16 protein-coding genes are annotated in these 17,542 nt (G+C 55.9%); 4 read left to right on the top strand and 12 right to left on the bottom strand.

Translation table 11 applies throughout. From position 1 onward, the window contains the following. Nucleotides 1-80: 80 nt before the first annotated feature. The 3 genes from ghxP to soxR form a co-directional block, all read right to left on the bottom strand. Nucleotides 81-1,430, bottom strand: a complete 1,350-nt coding sequence (ghxP, locus tag NB069_RS01340; RefSeq protein WP_250587107.1) for a guanine/hypoxanthine transporter GhxP — start codon at nucleotides 1,428-1,430, stop codon at nucleotides 81-83. Between the two features lie 304 nt (nucleotides 1,431-1,734). Continuing rightward, nucleotides 1,735-2,400 (bottom strand): glutathione S-transferase family protein, encoded by a 666-nt coding sequence (locus tag NB069_RS01335; RefSeq protein ID WP_250587106.1) that lies wholly within the window; start codon nucleotides 2,398-2,400, stop codon nucleotides 1,735-1,737. A gap of 275 nt (nucleotides 2,401-2,675) precedes the next feature. After that, nucleotides 2,676-3,134: a redox-sensitive transcriptional activator SoxR gene (gene soxR, locus NB069_RS01330; protein ID WP_039031952.1), complete on the bottom strand. Its 459-nt coding sequence runs from the start codon at nucleotides 3,132-3,134 to the stop codon at nucleotides 2,676-2,678. A 98-nt stretch (nucleotides 3,135-3,232) separates the two neighbouring features. Here soxR and soxS point away from each other — a divergent pair, with 98 nt between their 5' ends. Continuing rightward, complete coding sequence (gene soxS / locus NB069_RS01325) at nucleotides 3,233-3,559, top strand: superoxide response transcriptional regulator SoxS (protein WP_103177869.1); 327 nt, start codon at nucleotides 3,233-3,235, stop codon at nucleotides 3,557-3,559. On the opposite strand, the gene NB069_RS01320 is transcribed toward soxS, so the two are convergent. Then, nucleotides 3,556-5,142, bottom strand: a complete 1,587-nt coding sequence (locus NB069_RS01320) for an EAL domain-containing protein (protein WP_250587105.1) — start codon at nucleotides 5,140-5,142, stop codon at nucleotides 3,556-3,558. The two genes, soxS and NB069_RS01320, sit on opposite strands and share 4 nt — an antisense overlap. A gap of 339 nt (nucleotides 5,143-5,481) precedes the next feature. Beyond that, nucleotides 5,482-6,885 (bottom strand): GGDEF domain-containing protein, encoded by a 1,404-nt coding sequence (locus NB069_RS01315; RefSeq protein ID WP_250587104.1) that lies wholly within the window; start codon nucleotides 6,883-6,885, stop codon nucleotides 5,482-5,484. 545 nt (nucleotides 6,886-7,430) lie between these two features. Here NB069_RS01315 and NB069_RS01310 point away from each other — a divergent pair. Next, nucleotides 7,431-7,712, top strand: a complete 282-nt coding sequence (locus NB069_RS01310; protein WP_039031948.1) for a YjcB family protein — start codon at nucleotides 7,431-7,433, stop codon at nucleotides 7,710-7,712. Between the two features lie 84 nt (nucleotides 7,713-7,796). On the opposite strand, the gene ssb1 is transcribed toward NB069_RS01310, so the two are convergent. Next, nucleotides 7,797-8,324, bottom strand: a complete 528-nt coding sequence (gene ssb1, locus NB069_RS01305; protein WP_250587103.1) for a single-stranded DNA-binding protein SSB1 — start codon at nucleotides 8,322-8,324, stop codon at nucleotides 7,797-7,799. A 249-nt stretch (nucleotides 8,325-8,573) separates the two neighbouring features. On the opposite strand from ssb1, the gene uvrA reads away from it, so the two are divergent. Next, nucleotides 8,574-11,399: an excinuclease ABC subunit UvrA gene (gene uvrA, locus NB069_RS01300; RefSeq protein WP_250587102.1), complete on the top strand. Its 2,826-nt coding sequence runs from the start codon at nucleotides 8,574-8,576 to the stop codon at nucleotides 11,397-11,399. Here the strand turns inward: uvrA and NB069_RS01295 are convergent, their stop codons facing one another. The 5 genes from NB069_RS01295 to tyrB all read right to left on the bottom strand — a co-directional run bounded on the left by NB069_RS01295 (nucleotide 11,400) and on the right by tyrB (nucleotide 14,386). Next, nucleotides 11,400-11,753 carry an MmcQ/YjbR family DNA-binding protein gene (locus NB069_RS01295; protein ID WP_039031945.1) on the bottom strand — a complete coding sequence of 118 codons (354 nt, stop codon included), beginning with the start codon at nucleotides 11,751-11,753 and terminating at the stop codon, nucleotides 11,400-11,402. It lies immediately after the preceding gene. A 2-nt stretch (nucleotides 11,754-11,755) separates the two neighbouring features. Next, a complete protein-coding gene (locus NB069_RS01290) occupies nucleotides 11,756-12,172 on the bottom strand; it encodes a secondary thiamine-phosphate synthase enzyme YjbQ (protein ID WP_250587101.1) in 417 nt (138 codons plus the stop codon). 115 nt (nucleotides 12,173-12,287) lie between these two features. Then, nucleotides 12,288-13,001, bottom strand: coding sequence for an acid phosphatase AphA (aphA, locus tag NB069_RS01285; RefSeq protein WP_250587100.1), 714 nt, complete (start codon nucleotides 12,999-13,001; stop codon nucleotides 12,288-12,290). 24 nt (nucleotides 13,002-13,025) lie between these two features. Continuing rightward, the gene (locus tag NB069_RS22485) at nucleotides 13,026-13,151 is read right to left on the bottom strand and encodes a hypothetical protein (RefSeq protein ID WP_284677023.1); all 126 of its coding nucleotides are present in this window, start codon (nucleotides 13,149-13,151) and stop codon (nucleotides 13,026-13,028) included. 41 nt (nucleotides 13,152-13,192) lie between these two features. Next, nucleotides 13,193-14,386, bottom strand: coding sequence for an aromatic amino acid transaminase (gene tyrB, locus NB069_RS01280; RefSeq protein WP_250587099.1), 1,194 nt, complete (start codon nucleotides 14,384-14,386; stop codon nucleotides 13,193-13,195). A 449-nt stretch (nucleotides 14,387-14,835) separates the two neighbouring features. Between tyrB and NB069_RS01275 the strand changes: the two genes are divergently transcribed. Next, nucleotides 14,836-16,196, top strand: a protein-coding gene (locus NB069_RS01275) for an IS3 family transposase (RefSeq protein ID WP_250585650.1) whose coding sequence is annotated in 2 segments (ribosomal slippage) — nucleotides 14,836-15,286 and nucleotides 15,286-16,196 — 1,362 coding nt in all. Because the reading frame shifts where the segments join, the coding sequence is not laid out codon by codon here. Between the two features lie 198 nt (nucleotides 16,197-16,394). On the opposite strand, the gene alr is transcribed toward NB069_RS01275, so the two are convergent. Further along, entirely contained in the window at nucleotides 16,395-17,474 is a 1,080-nt protein-coding gene (gene alr / locus NB069_RS01270; protein ID WP_250587098.1) for an alanine racemase, read from the bottom strand. Between the last annotated feature and the right edge of the window lie 68 nt (nucleotides 17,475-17,542).

The raw sequence follows: 17,542 nt of genomic DNA, 5'->3' as shown, positions 1-17,542 counted from the left end.
TAACGCATAAGACAACGAGATGTGTTCTGAAAATAAAAACGGGCGGCCTGAGCCACCCGTCTTTTCACGCCGTTGACCGCTTAGATCGCCCAGCCGCCCGCGTAGAACGCGACCAGTGCGACGGCAATCACCACCGTACCGATGTTCAGCTTGCGCCATTCACCGGAGACGAGACGACCAATCACCAGAGAGGCGAAGCCGATCATGATGCCGGTAACGATGTTACAGGTCAGCACGATAAATACCGCCGTGATCAGGCCAGACATCGCATCAACGAAATCGGCAAAATCAATCTTCGCCACGTTGCTCAGCATCAGCAGGCCAACGTACATCAGCGCAGGGGCGGTGGCGTAGGCCGGAACCAGATACGACAGTGGGGCAAGGAACAGGATCAGCAGGAACAGCACGCCAATGGTGATCGCGGTCAAACCGGTTTTACCGCCTGCCGCAGTACCCGCCGCCGATTCGATATATACGGCGGCCGGCGCTGCACCCACCAGACCCGAGAAGACGCTGCTCAGGGAGTCGGTGGTCAGCGCTTTGCCGCCATCGATAATCTGGCCGTCTTTATCCAGCAGGTTAGCCTGACCGGCAACCGCACGGATGGTGCCGGTGGCATCGAAGACCGCCGTCATCACCAGCGCCAGCACGCTTGGCAGCACGACCGGGTTGAGCGCGCCCATGATGTCCAGGCTGCCGATCAGCGATTTGCCGTTTTCGTCACTCAGGGAAGGCATCGCGAACACGCCGGAGAAGTGCACGGCAGGATCGAAAATCAGGCCGACAACAGAGATGCCGATGATGGTCAGCAGGATGCCGCCCGGCACTTTCAGTTTTTCCAGACCGATGATGACCGCAAGGCCAATCAGCGACATGATCACCGGGAAGCTGGCGAAATGACCCAGCGCAACCGGCAGACCGTCCAGCGGGTTCTTGATCACCAGGCCCACGCCGTTGGCGGCAATCAGCAGCAGGAACAGGCCGATACCGATCCCCGTCCCGTGCGCAATGCCCTGCGGCAGATTGCGCAGGATCCAGCTGCGGATACCTGTGGCAGAGATGATGGTAAACAGCACACCCATCAGGAACACGGCGCCCAGTGCAACCGGAACGCTGATCTGCTGGCCCAGCACCAGGCTGAAGGCGGTAAAGGCGGTGAGCGAGATGGCGCAACCGATCGCCAGCGGCAGGTTAGCCCACAGACCCATCACGATGGAGCCGACGCCGGCAACGAGACAGGTAGCGACAAAGACTGCCGCCGGTGGGAAACCGGCTTTGCCCAGCATGCCCGGTACGACGATCACCGAGTAGACCATGGCCAGGAAGGTCGTCAGACCGGCAACGATTTCCTGACGCGGGGTGCTGCCGCGGGCAGAAATTTTAAAGAAGGCGTCGAGTGAACCGCCGGTACGCGCAGATGGCGTAGACATAGAAAACATCCCCTGAAAATTATAATTGTCGTCTGTCAGCGTGACGGACACTCCACGACCAGCAAAACGTCATATCCATGTGCTGCGTTTATGACAAATAGGGGCGTCATAAAAAAAGCAAACGTTTAGCTTTGCGCTGACAAAACGGGTGTCGAAATGAAGGCAAACGATTATCCAGCCTAAACGCGGGCCTTTTCAACTTAACTTTGCGGTTTTTCGCCAAATTTAGTGCGAGGCGGTGAAGAAGTAAACAGAGTATGCGCAAACGTTATCGTGAATGCGCAATTTGATAACATTTTCAGCGCTAACCCGGGATCTCGAACGGACCTCCCTGCTGGATTGCCCGCTGCCAGGCAGGACGCATTTCGACGTTTTTCTTCCAGTTTTGCAGATGAGGAAGATCGTCTATACCGCCGCGCTCCAGCAGGGCGAAAACCGGAAAGCTCATCTGCATGTCCGCCATGCTGAGATGATCCCCGGCAAACCAGCGATGATCCTTAAGCCATGACTCCAGAAAACGGGCATGGGTTTCCAGCTGGCGGTTGAGATACGCCTTCTGCACCCCCTGCCCCAGCGCCTTGCCAACCGTTCGCAGGCCAAACGGGACGGGCGGTTTTCCGAGACTGGAAAAGACCAGCTTCATCAGCAGCAGCGGCATCAACGAGCCTTCCGCGTAGTGGAGCCAGAAACGATAGTGCAGCTTCAGCTCGCGATCCTGAGGCTTGAACTGCGCGCCGTGATCGTAAGTCTCCTGCAAATACTCGAGGATAGCGCCCGATTCCGCCAGGATCAGGCCGTTGTCTTCCAGCACCGGAGATTTCCCCAGCGGATGGACTTTGCGCAGCGTGGCGGGGGCCATCATGCTCTTATCCCGTTGATAACGGACAATCTGGTAAGGCAGAGAGAGCTCTTCCAGCGCCCAGAGCACGCGTTGCGATCGGGACTGATTGAGGTGGTGGACCGTAATCATGGACATCTCCAGTTAAACGAACCCTCTAACTATAGAAAATTGCACAACCTGGCGAAAAAATTTTGCCGAGTTTTTGCGCGCTGAGGCTGGCAAACCTGAGGCGGCGGCCTAGACTTAAATTGTCAGCACAAACCGGAACCTCCACCAGATGCTCGACTGAGGGGTGTTGATGTCGGGGGAAACCCTCCTGTGAACCAGCGGGATAGAGAGAAAGACAAAGACCGGGAATAAACTAAAGCGCCCTGTTGTGGCGCTTTAGTTTTTTATGCGTCGGGCTAATCCTCTTCCAGCAGTCGTGCGCCGGTTCCCTGTTCGCCCAGCTTATCCCCCGGGTTTCGCAGCGGGCAGTCGCTGCGCGACAGGCATCCGCAGCCAATGCAGCCGTCAAGTTCATCCCGCAGCGCCACCAGGGTATGAATGCGCCGATCCAGCTCATCGCGCCACTGGGAGGACAAGGCTTTCCACTCTTTCGCGCTCAGGGTATGCCCTTCCGGCAAAATGCCGAACGCCTCGCCAATGGTCGCCAGCGGAATACCAATACGCTGGGCAATCTTAATGATCGCCACGTAGCGCAGCACGTCACGGGTATAGCGGCGCTGGTTTCCGGTATTGCGGATGCTCTTGATTAACCCTTTGCTTTCATAGAAATGCAGTGCGGAGACCGCCACGCCGCTACGCCTGGCCACCTCGCCCGGGGAGAGCAGCGGTTTAATTCGCGGTAATTTCTTTTCCATAAAACCTCTTTACCTCAAGTTAACTTGAGGAATTATACTCGCCCGCAGACAAAACGACGAATCAACCGATACAGGTGTATCCAGAGAGAGGCTACTCTATGTCGCATCAACAAATTATTCAGACACTTATTGAATGGATGGATGACCATATCGATCAACCTTTGAGTATCGATGTGGTGGCTAAAAAGTCGGGTTACTCGAAGTGGTATTTACAGAGAATGTTCCGCGCCGTCACGCACCAGACCCTGGGCGAGTACATTCGTCAACGCAGATTACTGCTGGCTGCCCAGGCGCTACGCACCACCCAGCGGCCCATTTTTGATATTGCGATGGATCTGGGGTATGTCTCCCAGCAGACGTTTTCCCGCGTATTCCGCCGCGAGTTTGATCGCACTCCCAGCGACTATCGCCATCAGCTCAATTAGTGGCTATGCGCAAGGGCTGCCGCGACGGGCTGATGTTGCCAGGTCATGAAATCCTGCGGTGACATCGCCCTGGCAAAGTGCCAGCCCTGACAATACTGCACGCCGCGCTTGTTCAACCACATCACCTGCTCAACGGTTTCGACCCCTTCGGCGATGGTTTTCAGGCGCAGGCTCTGGGCCATTTCGATAATGTGCTCGACGATGAGATGGCTGGTGCTGTTGGTGGTCAGCGTATCGATAAAGGTTTTATCGATCTTCAGGATGTCCACGTTCAGGGAGTAGAGGTTGTGCAGGTTAGAATAGCCGGTACCAAAATCGTCAATTGCCACTTCATATCCCGCCTGGCGGAAGGCCTGAATCACCGGCGTGGTTTTGGGTACGTCGATGAAGCCGCGCTCCGTGACTTCAATCTTTATCTGCTGCGCCCGCACGTTGTAGTGCCGGGCTTTATCGGTGATCATCGCAATCAGGCGTGAAGAGTGGAAATCCGTGGCCGACAGGTTAATGGAGATATAAAGATGCGGGTTACAGGCCAGGAAATGGCCCAGATCGCTGAAGACCTCTTCGACGACGTAGTCAGTGATGCGTTCGCTCATCCCCTCTTTTTCTGCCAGCGGAATAAACTCAACCGGACTCATGACCGGGCCATTAAAGCCCGGCCAGCGCAGCAGCGCTTCTGCTCCTACACACTCATTCGTTTTGATGTCGATAATCGGCTGGTAATGCAGACAAAGTTGTCTCTTATTTAATGCCCGGTGCAATAAGCGCCCCGGCGAATTAAATTCGCGCTGCGTTCGCGACCACATCAGTAGAATAATAATGCTGCTGATCATCCCCAGCGGCAGGGTTAACGTTGCCTGATGATAAAGTACTTCATAAAAACGTTGATTCGTGGTGGAAACAATAGCGGCAATCGGGCGTTTATCCGAGCGAACGACGGTGTAAAAGCGGCCTTCATTCTGGAAAATAGCTTCATTATCACCCGTCAGCTTTTTTAATTCATTTTCATTTGCCTGTTCGCTGATAGAGAAGAAGTCGTTATTTACCGTGTCAAATACGCCCCATGCGAGGGAGCGGTCGGATGACATGACTTCGCTATAGGTCAGGGGATTCACCACCACCACATAATTACCGACCTGCATATAGGTCATTTTATATCCGGCGTAAAACGGCGTGTCCCGGTAATAATAGATAGAGACGTCAGGTGCGCGTTGGTAATTGGCAGCAGAAATTATATAGGGGTTTTCAGGGGTGCTGGTCGTTGAACAGAGAAAGGCTTTACCTTCGGCGTACAGGAGGTCGGCAATGTAGAGTCGGCCACGAACAATATTTAACATATATTGCCGGTGTTCCGGTGTGCAAATATCGCCCGAATAATTTTCCGCCGCATGACGTGCCAGCTCAACCTGCTGAATAACCAGTTCAGTTTTGTCTAACGCGAGTTCAGCAAATGAGCGAAGTTGACTGCTTGTTTCGTTGACCGCGCGTTGCTGAGCAAACCATAGCGCAAGCATCACAGGCAGCAAAACTACCATGATAACCCCGACTATCCTCAGCACCTTGTCCCGTGCGTTACGATTCATTTCCGCCCTATTATCCCTGCTTTTTATGTGCCTGTAGTCATGAAGGCCGGATGCTTTGCTAAACAGGTGATTACGTTGCATGAATCATGCGAAGTTAGCAACTGACTTTTAACGCCAATAACCTAATATTTAGTTATGCCGATAATATTTGTCCGTAAGCCAAACTGAAAGTATTCGTTTCGTGTTTATTCAGGAAAATAATTAGCGGACGATGAAGCCAGGCTCCCGGATAACTCAACAGAACATTGTTGATTAAGGCAAACTACCGGGAGAGTGAAAGAAGCGCAACTTCATCATGAAATTTTGTGCTATTTATCCCGGGAGCATCATTAAAGTGATTTATAAATAATCAACCGCAACGATTGTCTTTCCTCTTCCGCCGCGCTTGGCATCGTAGAGTGCCCTATCTGCGCTAATGAGTAGCGATGAAGTATCGCGCGGTTTTCCACTCACCTCCACCACGCCGGCGCTGAAGGAGAGGGTTAGTGAGCGGCTACCGACCTTAAGCGGCGTGAGCGAGAGCGACTGGCGGAGCGCCATTGAGATCTGCACCGCCGCATCGCTTCGGGTGTTGGGCAGCAGGAGTAAAAACTCCTCGCCGCCGACCCGCCCCAGCGCCGCGCCCGCAGGAAGCAGCGCTCGCAGGCAGTCGCAAAAATGGACCAGCGCGGCATCGCCCACCAGATGGCCCCACTTATCGTTTATCTGCTTAAAGAAATCCAGGTCGAGCATCATGACGGAGAAGTGGCTTTCTGTTTCATCGCCACGGCTGGCCTCCAGTGCCGCGCCAATCTGCTGCAGAATGGCAAATCGGTTCAGGCAGCGCGTCAGATCGTCGGTGGTGGCTTTCATTTCTAACTGCTGCTCCGCTTTTTTACGCGCGGTGATATCGAGCCCGATATTAAGGATAGAGCCGTCCGGCAGAGAGATATTTGACCACAGGATCGTCAGCTGCGCGCCGTCCCGCCGCACCGGGTGCCATTCGTACATGTCGTTCAGGGGAGTGGTATTGACCGACTCGCGCACCCGTCGGCGCACCTCCGGGTCAGGATAAAAGAGCGCCAGCGGATCGGTATGGGCATTGATCTCCGCCATCGTCCAGCCGAATACCTTTTCACACTCGGCATTCCATAATACGCAGCGGCTGTGCTTATCGAACGAGTTCATCAGTACCGGTGCCCGCTCAAACAGCGTTTTATACTGGGTGATCACCCGCTGCATCTCTTTTGCCGTGCGTTCGCGGGCAACAAGCCCGGTCAAATAGTCCTTCAGTTTTTCGACCAGAATCACCACCACCTCTTTCAGCACGGTGATGCTGTCTTGCGGTTGCGTAAAACCGAGGAAAAAGTAGCCGTTGCAGGGGTCGTGTTGCGGGGATAATTTATACAGCACGCCGCACTGTAATTGTGAATATCCCGATTGCGAAGAGGGAAATATAAGCGTGCCCGTATTTTCTTTCCAGCAGATTACCCGCCATGCCCGATGGTAACGCTGCAATAACGTGCTGGTGAGAAAGGCTTTAATTTCCGACGGATAACACGTTAATTCACCGACACTGACAAACTGCTGCTGGCCGGAATCATCCTCCATCATCACCCAACTAAGCTGGGCACCAAAGGTATGATTAATCGTCTGCAGAAGTTCCGTTAAGGTACGCTGCGACGATAGTTTTGGCATTAATTTAGCTAATGCGTGCAGGGCCCGTGCACTGTCATTTATATTCTCGCGATTTGCTGGCTTCATCGTTTTATTCGTAGCTCGTTAACGAGATAAAAAATGTCGCAACGAATAAATCAGGGGTGCAGAGTAATTCAGTCGGCATCAATTAATGCGGCTGTCAGCCTGTCGAATAAGGGCGCGTGTGTAAAATTAAAAGTACAGAAAAATAATAACCAGTTAAAACCTGATTTATTTATTACGGGCATATTAAGTAACCGGATGAAGCATAATCCATAGCCCTGAGGCTGTAAATATTGTACATCGCCACCTTACCTGTACATGTTTTCTTATCTCAATGAATTATCAATAAAGTTGTCGCGACGGCGGCACTTAGCAGAATAAAGATATATTTTCTGACGATATATCCACAATTATTGAGTGGTTAAAAAACGCCGTTTTCGTGCGTTTGCCCACTGGCGAATAAAAGAACAAGTGTGATATAGTTCACACATCTGATGTAACGCAAAACATCGTTTCATTTTGTGAGTCTGAGCTTGCCGATAGCCAGTTTGCCATCTCCGGGCAACGTCGCGCTATACCCGGCGGCGGTTATCTTTGAGGATCGTTTTATGGCAGCTATTACCACCGGTGTTGTCCTGGCACGCTGGGAGTTGTTGAGCGCTGTGCTGATGTTTCTGGCCAGCACGCTGAACATTCAGTTCAAGAAATCGGATTACGCGGCTCTGGCGGTGATCAGCACCTGTCTGGGGCTGGCGGCGGCATGCTGGTTTGCCACCGGCTTGTTGGGCATCACCCTGCTGGATATGGCTGCGGTCTGGAATAACGTCAAAACGATCATGGTGGAGGCGATGAGCCACACCCCGCCGGACTGGCCAATGATGTACACCTGATCCCTGCGGGCAAGTATGCCGAAGACAAAAAAACCCAGACGACTGTCTGGGTTTTTTGTTTTTGCGAATCGCAGGTTCTGGCTATCAGAACGGGATATCGTCGTCGAAATCCATTGGCGGTTCGTTAGACTGTGCAGGTGCAGACGGCTGCTGCTGCGGACGGGACTGCGCGCCGCCGCTGAACTGGTTGCCGCCCTGCGGCTGCTGAGGCTGACCCCAACCGCCCTGCTGCTGGCCGCCACCTGCCGGTGCGCCGCCGCCCTGACGGCCACCCAGCATCTGCATGGTGCCGCCGACGTTAACCACCACTTCGGTGGTGTATTTTTCTGCGCCGGACTGATCGGTCCATTTACGGGTACGCAGCTGGCCTTCGATATAGACCTGAGAACCTTTACGCAGATACTCACCGGCCACCTCGGCCAGTTTGCCAAACAGCACAACGCGGTGCCATTCGGTCTGCTCTTTCATCTCACCGGTCGCTTTATCACGCCAGGATTCGGAAGTAGCCAGCGTAATGTTGGCCACTGCACCACCACTCGGCATATAGCGTACTTCCGGGTCCTGGCCCAGATTACCGACGAGAATCACCTTGTTTACGCCTCTGCTGGCCATGATCGTGTCTCCTGAAAACATTTCTGAATAGTGTAAACGCGCGAGTGTACCATTTCCACGTGGTCTTCCGATAGTTGCGGAGCATCTTCCAGAGTTCTCACGAACTGTACATTGTTGCACACTTAATCAGAATTTGCATTCCAATACTGTATATCCAGCCAGTTCAATTTGTGTCATAATTAGCCGTTTCTGCCGGTTGTCCTTCAAACAAACCAGGCATTCCGTGTATCTACCTACCGGGAAAGGTGAATGGATAAGATCGAAGTTCGGGGCGCCCGCACCCACAATCTCAAGAATATCAACCTCGTCATCCCTCGCGACAAACTGATCGTCGTGACCGGGCTGTCAGGCTCAGGCAAATCCTCTCTGGCTTTCGACACGCTGTATGCCGAAGGACAGCGTCGTTACGTTGAATCGCTCTCTGCTTATGCGCGCCAGTTCCTGTCGCTGATGGAAAAACCGGACGTCGACCATATCGAAGGGTTGTCGCCGGCTATCTCCATCGAGCAAAAGTCGACCTCCCATAACCCGCGCTCTACCGTCGGCACCATCACCGAGATCCACGACTACCTGCGTCTGCTCTACGCCCGCGTAGGCGAGCCGCGCTGCCCGGACCACGACGTCCCCCTGGCGGCGCAGACCGTCAGCCAGATGGTGGATAACGTGCTGGCACAGCCGGAAGGCCGACGCCTGATGCTCCTTGCGCCGATCATCAAAGAGCGCAAGGGCGAGCACACTAAGACGCTGGAGAACCTGGCAAGCCAGGGCTATATCCGCGCCCGTATCGACGGTGAAGTGTGCGATCTCTCCGATCCGCCGAAGCTGGAGCTGCAAAAGAAACACACCATCGAGGTGGTGATTGACCGCTTTAAGGTGCGTGATGACATGACCCAGCGCCTGGCGGAGTCGTTTGAAACCGCGCTGGATCTCTCCGGCGGTACGGCGGTGGTCGCCGATATGGACGACCCGAAAGCGGACGAGCTACTCTTCTCCGCCAACTTCGCCTGCCCGATTTGTGGCTACAGCATGCGCGAGCTGGAACCGCGTCTGTTCTCGTTCAACAACCCGGCGGGCGCCTGCCCGACCTGTGATGGCCTGGGCGTACAGCAGTACTTCGATCCTGACCGGGTGATCCAGAACCCGGAACTGTCGCTGGCTGGCGGCGCCATCCGCGGCTGGGATAAGCGTAACTTCTACTATTTCCAGATGCTGAAGTCGCTGGCTGAACACTATAAGTTCGACGTCGAAGCGCCGTGGGGCAGCCTGAGCCCAACCGTGCACAAAGTGATCCTGTCCGGTTCCGGCAAAGAGAACATCGAGTTCAAATACATGAACGATCGCGGCGATACCTCCGTGCGTCGTCATCCGTTTGAAGGCGTGCTGCACAACATGGAGCGCCGCTATAAAGAGACGGAATCCAGCGCGGTGCGTGAAGAGCTGGCGAAGTTCATCAGCAACCGCTCCTGCGCCACCTGTGACGGTACCCGTCTGCGCCGCGAAGCGCGTCACGTGTATGTTGAAAACACGCCGCTGCCGACCATCTCAGACATGAGCATCGGCCATGCGATGGACTTCTTCAATAACCTGAAGCTCTCTGGCCAGCGGGCGAAAATCGCCGAAAAAGTGCTGAAAGAGATCGGCGATCGCCTGAAGTTCCTGGTCAACGTGGGCCTGAACTATCTGACGCTTTCCCGCTCCGCAGAGACGCTCTCCGGCGGCGAGGCGCAGCGTATCCGTCTGGCGAGCCAGATTGGTGCGGGTCTGGTGGGCGTCATGTACGTGCTGGATGAACCCTCTATCGGTCTGCACCAGCGCGACAACGAACGCCTGCTCGGGACGCTGATCCACCTGCGTAACCTCGGCAACACGGTGATTGTGGTTGAGCACGATGAAGACGCCATCCGCGCGGCAGACCATGTCATCGACATCGGTCCGGGCGCGGGCGTCCACGGCGGTCAGGTCGTAGCGGAAGGGCCTCTGGACGCCATTATGGCGGTACCGGAATCACTGACCGGCCAGTACATGAGCGGCAAGCGCAAGATTGAAGTGCCGAAACAGCGCGTGCCTGCCGACCCGGAAAAAGTGCTGAAATTGACCGGCGCGCGCGGCAACAACCTGAAAGACGTGACGCTCAGCCTGCCGGTCGGCCTGTTTACCTGCATTACCGGGGTGTCGGGTTCTGGTAAATCGACGCTGATTAACGACACCCTGTTCCCGATTGCGCAGACTCAGCTTAACGGCGCAACGCTGGCCGAACCCGCGCCGTACCGCGACGTTTCCGGGCTTGAGCACTTCGACAAGGTGATCGATATCGATCAGAGCCCGATTGGCCGCACCCCGCGCTCCAACCCGGCCACCTATACCGGCGTGTTTACGCCCGTACGTGAACTCTTTGCCGGCGTGCCGGAATCGCGTTCGCGCGGCTATACGCCGGGCCGCTTCAGCTTTAACGTCCGCGGCGGGCGCTGTGAAGCGTGCCAGGGCGATGGCGTGATCAAGGTTGAGATGCACTTCCTGCCGGATATCTACGTGCCGTGCGACCAGTGCAAAGGCAAGCGCTATAACCGCGAAACGCTGGAGATTAAGTACAAAGGCAAGACCATCCACGAAGTGCTGGATATGACCATCGAAGAGGCGCGTGAGTTCTTTGATGCCGTTCCGGCGCTGGCGCGTAAGCTCCAGACCCTGATGGATGTCGGTCTGACCTACATTCGTCTGGGCCAGTCGGCGACCACGCTGTCGGGCGGTGAGGCGCAGCGCGTGAAGCTGGCGCGTGAGCTCTCCAAACGCGGCACCGGTCAGACGCTGTACATTCTGGATGAGCCGACCACCGGTCTGCACTTCGCCGATATCCAGCAGTTACTCGACGTGCTGCACCAGCTGCGCGATCAGGGCAACACCATCGTGGTGATTGAGCATAACCTGGACGTGATTAAAACCGCGGACTGGATTGTCGATCTCGGCCCGGAAGGCGGCAGCGGTGGCGGCGAAATCCTGGTCTCCGGCACCCCGGAAACCGTCGCGGAGTGCGAAGCCTCGCACACCGCCCGCTTCCTTAAACCTCTGCTGAAGTAGTTACACTGACAGCTGCTGCCGGGTCATCTCCGGCAGCAGCTCTACCGCCTGCTTGTAAGAGGCATCCACCAGATAGTAAATCTGCGAATCCGGAATCGACCCGTCCAGATAGACCGTGCTCCAGTGCGCTTTATTCAGGTGCTTGCTGGGACGCACATCGTTGTGCTGCTGGCGCAGCAGATCGGCCAGCTCAGGGCTGGTTTTCAGCGAGGCCGCCGGTCGCCCCTCCACATCTTTTACCATCGCAAACAGCACGTCCGCGACCTTAATCTGGGTGGCCTTCCAGTCGCTGTGTACGCTTTGCTCCGCCCCCGGCTTGTTCATGCAGTACTGAAGGATCTCCGAAATTGTCATCATTACTCCCCTTGTAGCGTGGCGATGATTTTGCGCGAACCGCCGTGGATACGATGTTCTCCCAGCCAGATCCCCTGCCAGGTGCCCAGCTGCACGCGCCCGTGATTTACCGGCAGCAGCAAAGAGACGCCCAGCATGGAGGATTTAATGTGGGAAGGCATGTCGTCAGGCCCCTCGTCATCATGTTCCCAGCGGGCACCGTCGGGAATGGATTTGAGAAAATGCTGTTCCATATCGGAACGGACGGTGGGATCGCAATTTTCGTTAAGCGTGAGAGAGGCTGACGTGTGTTGCAGCAACAGATGCAGTAAACCGATGTTGATGCGGGGAAGATCGCGGATCTGTCCAATGACCTCGTCCGTCACCAGATGAAAACCGCGAGACCTGGCGCGCAGGGTCAGGGTTTGCTGATACCACATGTGCTGCTCCGTTTTGCAGGATAATCCTTCTAAGTGTGCAGCAATACGACGAAAGGTAAAACCCGTGGCGGGTAAATCTGTTTAAAAAGCGTTCTCCTCTGCATTAAAGAGACACTCAGTATTCTGAATTGACGATAACCTCTTCCCCAAAGGACCCCGCCTGCGGCAGCGGTTTATACGTTGAGTTAGCGGCGCGCAGAACCCGAATGCCTCTGGCCCCCGCTTCACGTGCCGCAGCGATGTCGCTATCCGCGTCCCCGTAGTAAATCTTGATCTGTTTCTGTTCGAGCCACTGGGTTTTGTCGTTCCTGCCGGACTTCTCCCCGGCAAAAATCACCGGGTTCATGTGCGCCGCAGGGATCAGAAAAGCCTGTTGCAGCGTGCGGGTGAGGGTTTCGGTTTGAGTGGGATGGCGTCCGGTAATGAACCAGATGTTGTCGCCGCGCTTCAGATGAAGGGCAATCAGCGCCCGGGCGACCTCTTTGGGAATGCTGAACTCATCCCAGCCGTTGTTCATCTCCTGCCAGAAGGCCGGGTTTTTCAGGTAATCCTCGCTGTCCGGGGACCAGGTTTTTTTACCCCGCCAGAACCCGGGGCTGGAGAACAACACGGTGTCATCAATATCAAATCCCACCGACATGGGCGGGCGGCCCGTCAGGCTGTTCTCAATTTGCGCCACGGAAACCCAGTGGATGGGGGCCTGCTCAGCCAGCCGGGCAACGGTCGTGCCGGGATATAACGGTGGAGGTGAAGAGGGACGCGCCGCAACCGGATTACTGAGCGAGAGCAATAAGCAGGCAGCGCTGAGCGCCAGTGTGATCTTGCGCATATTTTCCCCTGAATATTCAAACCGTTATTTTATTTTGAGCGAATGGTCAAAACTCCATCGAAAATACCCGCTGAGGGTGGGGAAAGAAAGGAGAATTTTTACATCAGCCGCAATAAAAAGAGGGGCATCACAAAGCGCGGTTTTACGCATTCCAACCTCCTTCACCGGGGAAGGAGGTTGGAAGTAAGTACTTACATTACAGCAGCAAAGGCTTTCGCCACGCGCTGAACGTTGCTGCTGTTCAGGCCGGCAACGCACATACGCCCGCTGGCAATCAGATAGACGCCAAACTCCTCGCGCAGGCGATCCACCTGCTGCGCGCTGAAGCCGGTATAGCTGAACATCCCGCGCTGCTGCAGCAGGTAGTCAAAGTTGTGCCCCGGCACGGCGTCTTTCAGCACATCCACCAGCGTCTGACGCATGGCCAGAATGCGGGTACGCATCGCTTCTACCTCTGCCAGCCACTCGGCTTTGAGTTCGTCATCGCCCAGCACGGTCGCCACCACCTGCGCACCAAAGTTCGGCGGGCTGGAGTAAATGCGGCGCACGGTGGCCTTCAGCTGGCCAAGCACGCGCCCTGCGGCTTCCTGGTCTTCACAGACCACGGACAGGCCACCGACACGTTCGCCGTACAGGGAGAAGATTTTCGAGAAGGAGTTGCTGACCAGCGCCGGCAGACCCGCGCTGGCGATGGCGCGAATGGCGTAAGCGTCCTCTTCCATTCCGGCGCCAAAGCCCTGATAGGCAATGTCGAGGAACGGGATCAGGTTGCGGGCTTTCAGCACCTCAATAACCGCATCCCACTGATCGTTGGTCAGATCGGCCCCGGTTGGGTTATGGCAGCACGGGTGCAGCAAGACAATGCTGCGCTCCGGCAGGGTGTTCAGTTTTTCCAGCAGCGCAGCAACGCGCACGCCGTTGGTCTGGTCGTCAAACCATGGGTAGGTGTTTACCGTGAAACCTGCGCCTTCAAAAATGGCGACATGGTTTTCCCATGTCGGATCGCTCACCCAGACGCCTGATTCCGGAAAATACTTGTGCAGGAAGTCGGCCCCGACCTTCAGCGCGCCGGAGCCGCCCAGAGTCTGGATGGTAGCGACACGCTTCTGTGTCAGCACAGGATGGTCTGCGCCAAACAGCAGCGGGGCAATGGTGTGACGGTAGCTGTTAAGCCCTTCCATCGGCAGATAGAGCGACGCACCGTGTGGCGTGGCGTTGAGACGCGCTTCGGCTTTGGCCACCGCCTGCAGCTGCGGAATAATGCCCGCTTCGTTGTAGTAAAGACCGATGCTGAGGTTAACTTTATCGCTGCGCGGATCTTCTTTGAAACGCTCCATTAAGGAGAGGATAGGGTCGCCAGCATAGGCGTCGACTTTCTGGAACACGCGATGGTTCTCCGGATAATAATGAGGCGGGGAATTCAACAATAAACCGGAAGCGGCAGAAGATCGAGAGGATGTTAAGGAAGATGGGGTGTGGGCGGCAGAACCTGTTTTACTCCTTCTCTCATCAGGACTGAGGGATCTCCGTTAATTTTCTTGTTCTTAATGCAATAAAGTGATTACAGGAGAATAAAAGGCTTACAGCGGCTCCCTGGTCCGGCTGAAAAGCGCCGAAGCGTTTACCGCAGGCCGGGGCGAGGCGCATGGATGCGCCGAGAGGGCGTGACCTACATGGATGTAGGATCACGCCCGACCCGATAGCCGGAGGGAATAAGCTGAGGGTACCGCGAAGCGGCGATTTTCTTTGCCGGGAGCCGGGATTGTGAAGGGGGTGGCGGTGCACTGAACCCCGGATCCTGGACACCAGATTCCAAATCTGGAGGTTCAGAACGATGAAACATCCTTTCCATATCAGACTTGCGGCTGTAGAGCATTACATGGCCGGAAAGTCGGGCATTAAAGAAACAGCCCGCCTGTTCAGTGTCGGCAAATCACCCCTGACCCGCTGGCTACGGGCTTACCGTCGTCAGGGTAAAGCCGGGCTGGAGGACCGTCCTGCGCGGACCTATACTGCAGAATTCAGGCTCCGCGTTGTCCGTTACGTCGCAAAAAACAGGTGCAGCTATGCGGAGGCTTCATCGCGCTTCGCCATCCCCAATGAATCCCTTATTCTCAACTGGATGAGGCGCTACCGGAGGGGAGGGGCAAAGGCGCTTCACACTGCCAGACCCGGACCCGCTATGTCACAGAAAAAATATGTCCCCGGTGCTAAGCCCTTCAGTGAAATGACGCCCAAAGAACTGCAGAGGGAGCTGGAATATCTGCGTGCGGAAAATGCTTACTTAAAAAAGCTGAAAGCCCTGAGAGAAGAAAACGCGCTCAGGGAGCAGGAGAAAAAACCAGAATAGTGCAGTCGTTGCTGACGGCACACAGGCTGCCCTGCCTGCTGTATGCCGCGCGGTTGTCACGCAGCACATATTATTATCATGTCTCGCACCCTGAGCACGGGACTGAGCGTTATGCGGATGCGGTCAGTGCAATGAAGGCCATCAGCCAGCGGCATGCGCAGCGTTATGGCTACCGGAGAATGACGAGAGCACTGCGGGATGAGGGCTTCACGCTCAATCACAAGACAGTGCGCAGGCTGATGAAAGAGCATGGCCTCACCTGTCAGCTGCGGCGGAAAAGATACCGCTCGTATATGCCGGATGCAGGGCTGGCATCCGCCAATCTGCTGGCCCGCGACTTCAGCGCTGAACGAAGCGGGATCAAGTGGTGTACGGATGTGACGGAGTTCCGGGCCGGGGGACAGAAACTGTACCTGTCAGCCCTGCAGGATCTGTTCAACAACGAAATCGTGGCCTGGAATATGTCGACCAGCCCGTCACAGCCTCTGGTCTGCAGGATGCTACATAAGGCCCTGAAAGCAAAAAGACATAGTGAAGGCCTGGTCTTACACAGCGATCAGGGCTGGGCTTACAGGACGCCGGCATGGCGGTTAATGCTGGAAAAAGCCGGGATAGTCCAGAGTATGTCGCGAAAGGGAAACTGCCTGGATAATGCAGTAATGGAAAACTTCTTCAGTCATCTGAAAGTGGAGATGTACTACCGCAAGAAGTATGGTTCCGTGAAGGAGCTGGAGCGGGATATCAGGGCTTATATTCGTTACTTCAACACCGAACGAATTAGCCTGAAAACTGGCGGCCTGAGCCCGGTGACGTACCGGACTCAGGCAGAAAAAACAAAAGAATAGAGGTGTCCAGGAAACGGGGTTCAGTGCAGGACGAGCCCCCTTCACACGTTCACGGGTGATGCGCCTGACAGAGAAGTGCAGAACGTAAGGTGAACGGAACCACCACTACAATCGCATGTTCCCCCTCACCCCAACCCTCTCCCTCAAGGGAGAGGGGGCCGACCGTGCAGATTTCCATCCCTGAGAGGGAAATCAACATCAGTCCTGATAGTGCATCGCCACCCGCGACGTCAGCCGCGTGATAAGTTCGTAAGCACTCACATTTGTAATCTCAGCAATTCGCTCCACGGGTAAACCCTCGCCCCACAGGGTCACCGGATCCCCCGCTTTCTCCTGCGCCTCTGGCCCAAGGTCGACACAGATCATGTCCATCGCCACGCGTCCGACGATAGTCACTTCCCGGCCATTCACCAGCACTGGCGTCCCGGAGGGCGCCGCGCGCGGATAGCCGTCGCCGTAGCCCATCGCCACCACGCCTAAACGGGTGTCGCGCTCGCTGATCCAGGTGCCGCCGTAGCCGACCGGTTCCCCGGCTTTGTGCTCGCGCACCGCTATCAGGCTGGAGGTAAGCGACATGACCGGCTGAAAACCGAAATCAGGCCCCCAGGGTTTACCCTCCAGCGGCGAGACGCCGTAAAGAATAATACCCGGACGTGCCCAGTCGAAATGGGACTGCGGCCAGAGCAAAATGCCGCCGGATGCCGCGATAGAGCGCATCCCCGGCTTGCCTTCGCAGAAGGTGTTGAAGATATCGAGCTGCTGCTCGGTGGCGCCGCACTCGGGCTCGTCGGCGCGGGCAAAATGGCTGACGATATTGACCGGCTGGCGAATGTTCTTGCACTGGCATAAGCGCTGATAAAAGGCCCCGGCCTGCTCCGGGCGGACGCCCAGGCGGTGCATGCCGGTGTCGAGCTTCATCCACACGGTAACGGGCTCGCTGAGCACCGCGTTTTCCAGCGCCTCAAGCTGCTCCATATTGTGCACGGCGGTATGCAGCTGTTGCGCTGCAATGGTCGGCAGATCGGCGGCATTAAAGAAGCCTTCAAGCAGCAGGATTGGCTGGGTAATGCCCCCTTCGCGCAGGCGCAGGGCTTCTTCGAGACGGGCGACGCCAAAGGCGTCGGCATCGGGGAGCGTTCGCGCGGTCTCGAGGAGACCGTGTCCGTAAGCGTTCGCTTTCACGACTGCAACCAGTTTGCTGGCGGGCGCCAGTTCACGCAGGCGTTGCAGGTTGTGTCGCAGAGCGCGGCGGTTAATGACTACAGTTGCCGCTTGCATTTGAATTCCTTAATAAAAAGACTCTCCAAATCCTTCGCGTTGCAGGAAGGCGACAAGCCCGTGCGGCG

This window comes from Leclercia adecarboxylata (genome assembly GCF_023639785.1).
Taxonomy (GTDB): Bacteria; Pseudomonadota; Gammaproteobacteria; order Enterobacterales; family Enterobacteriaceae; genus Enterobacter; species Enterobacter adecarboxylatus_D.
Note: the sequence above shows the minus strand (reverse complement) of the source record. Positions and strands in the feature narration are given on the sequence as shown.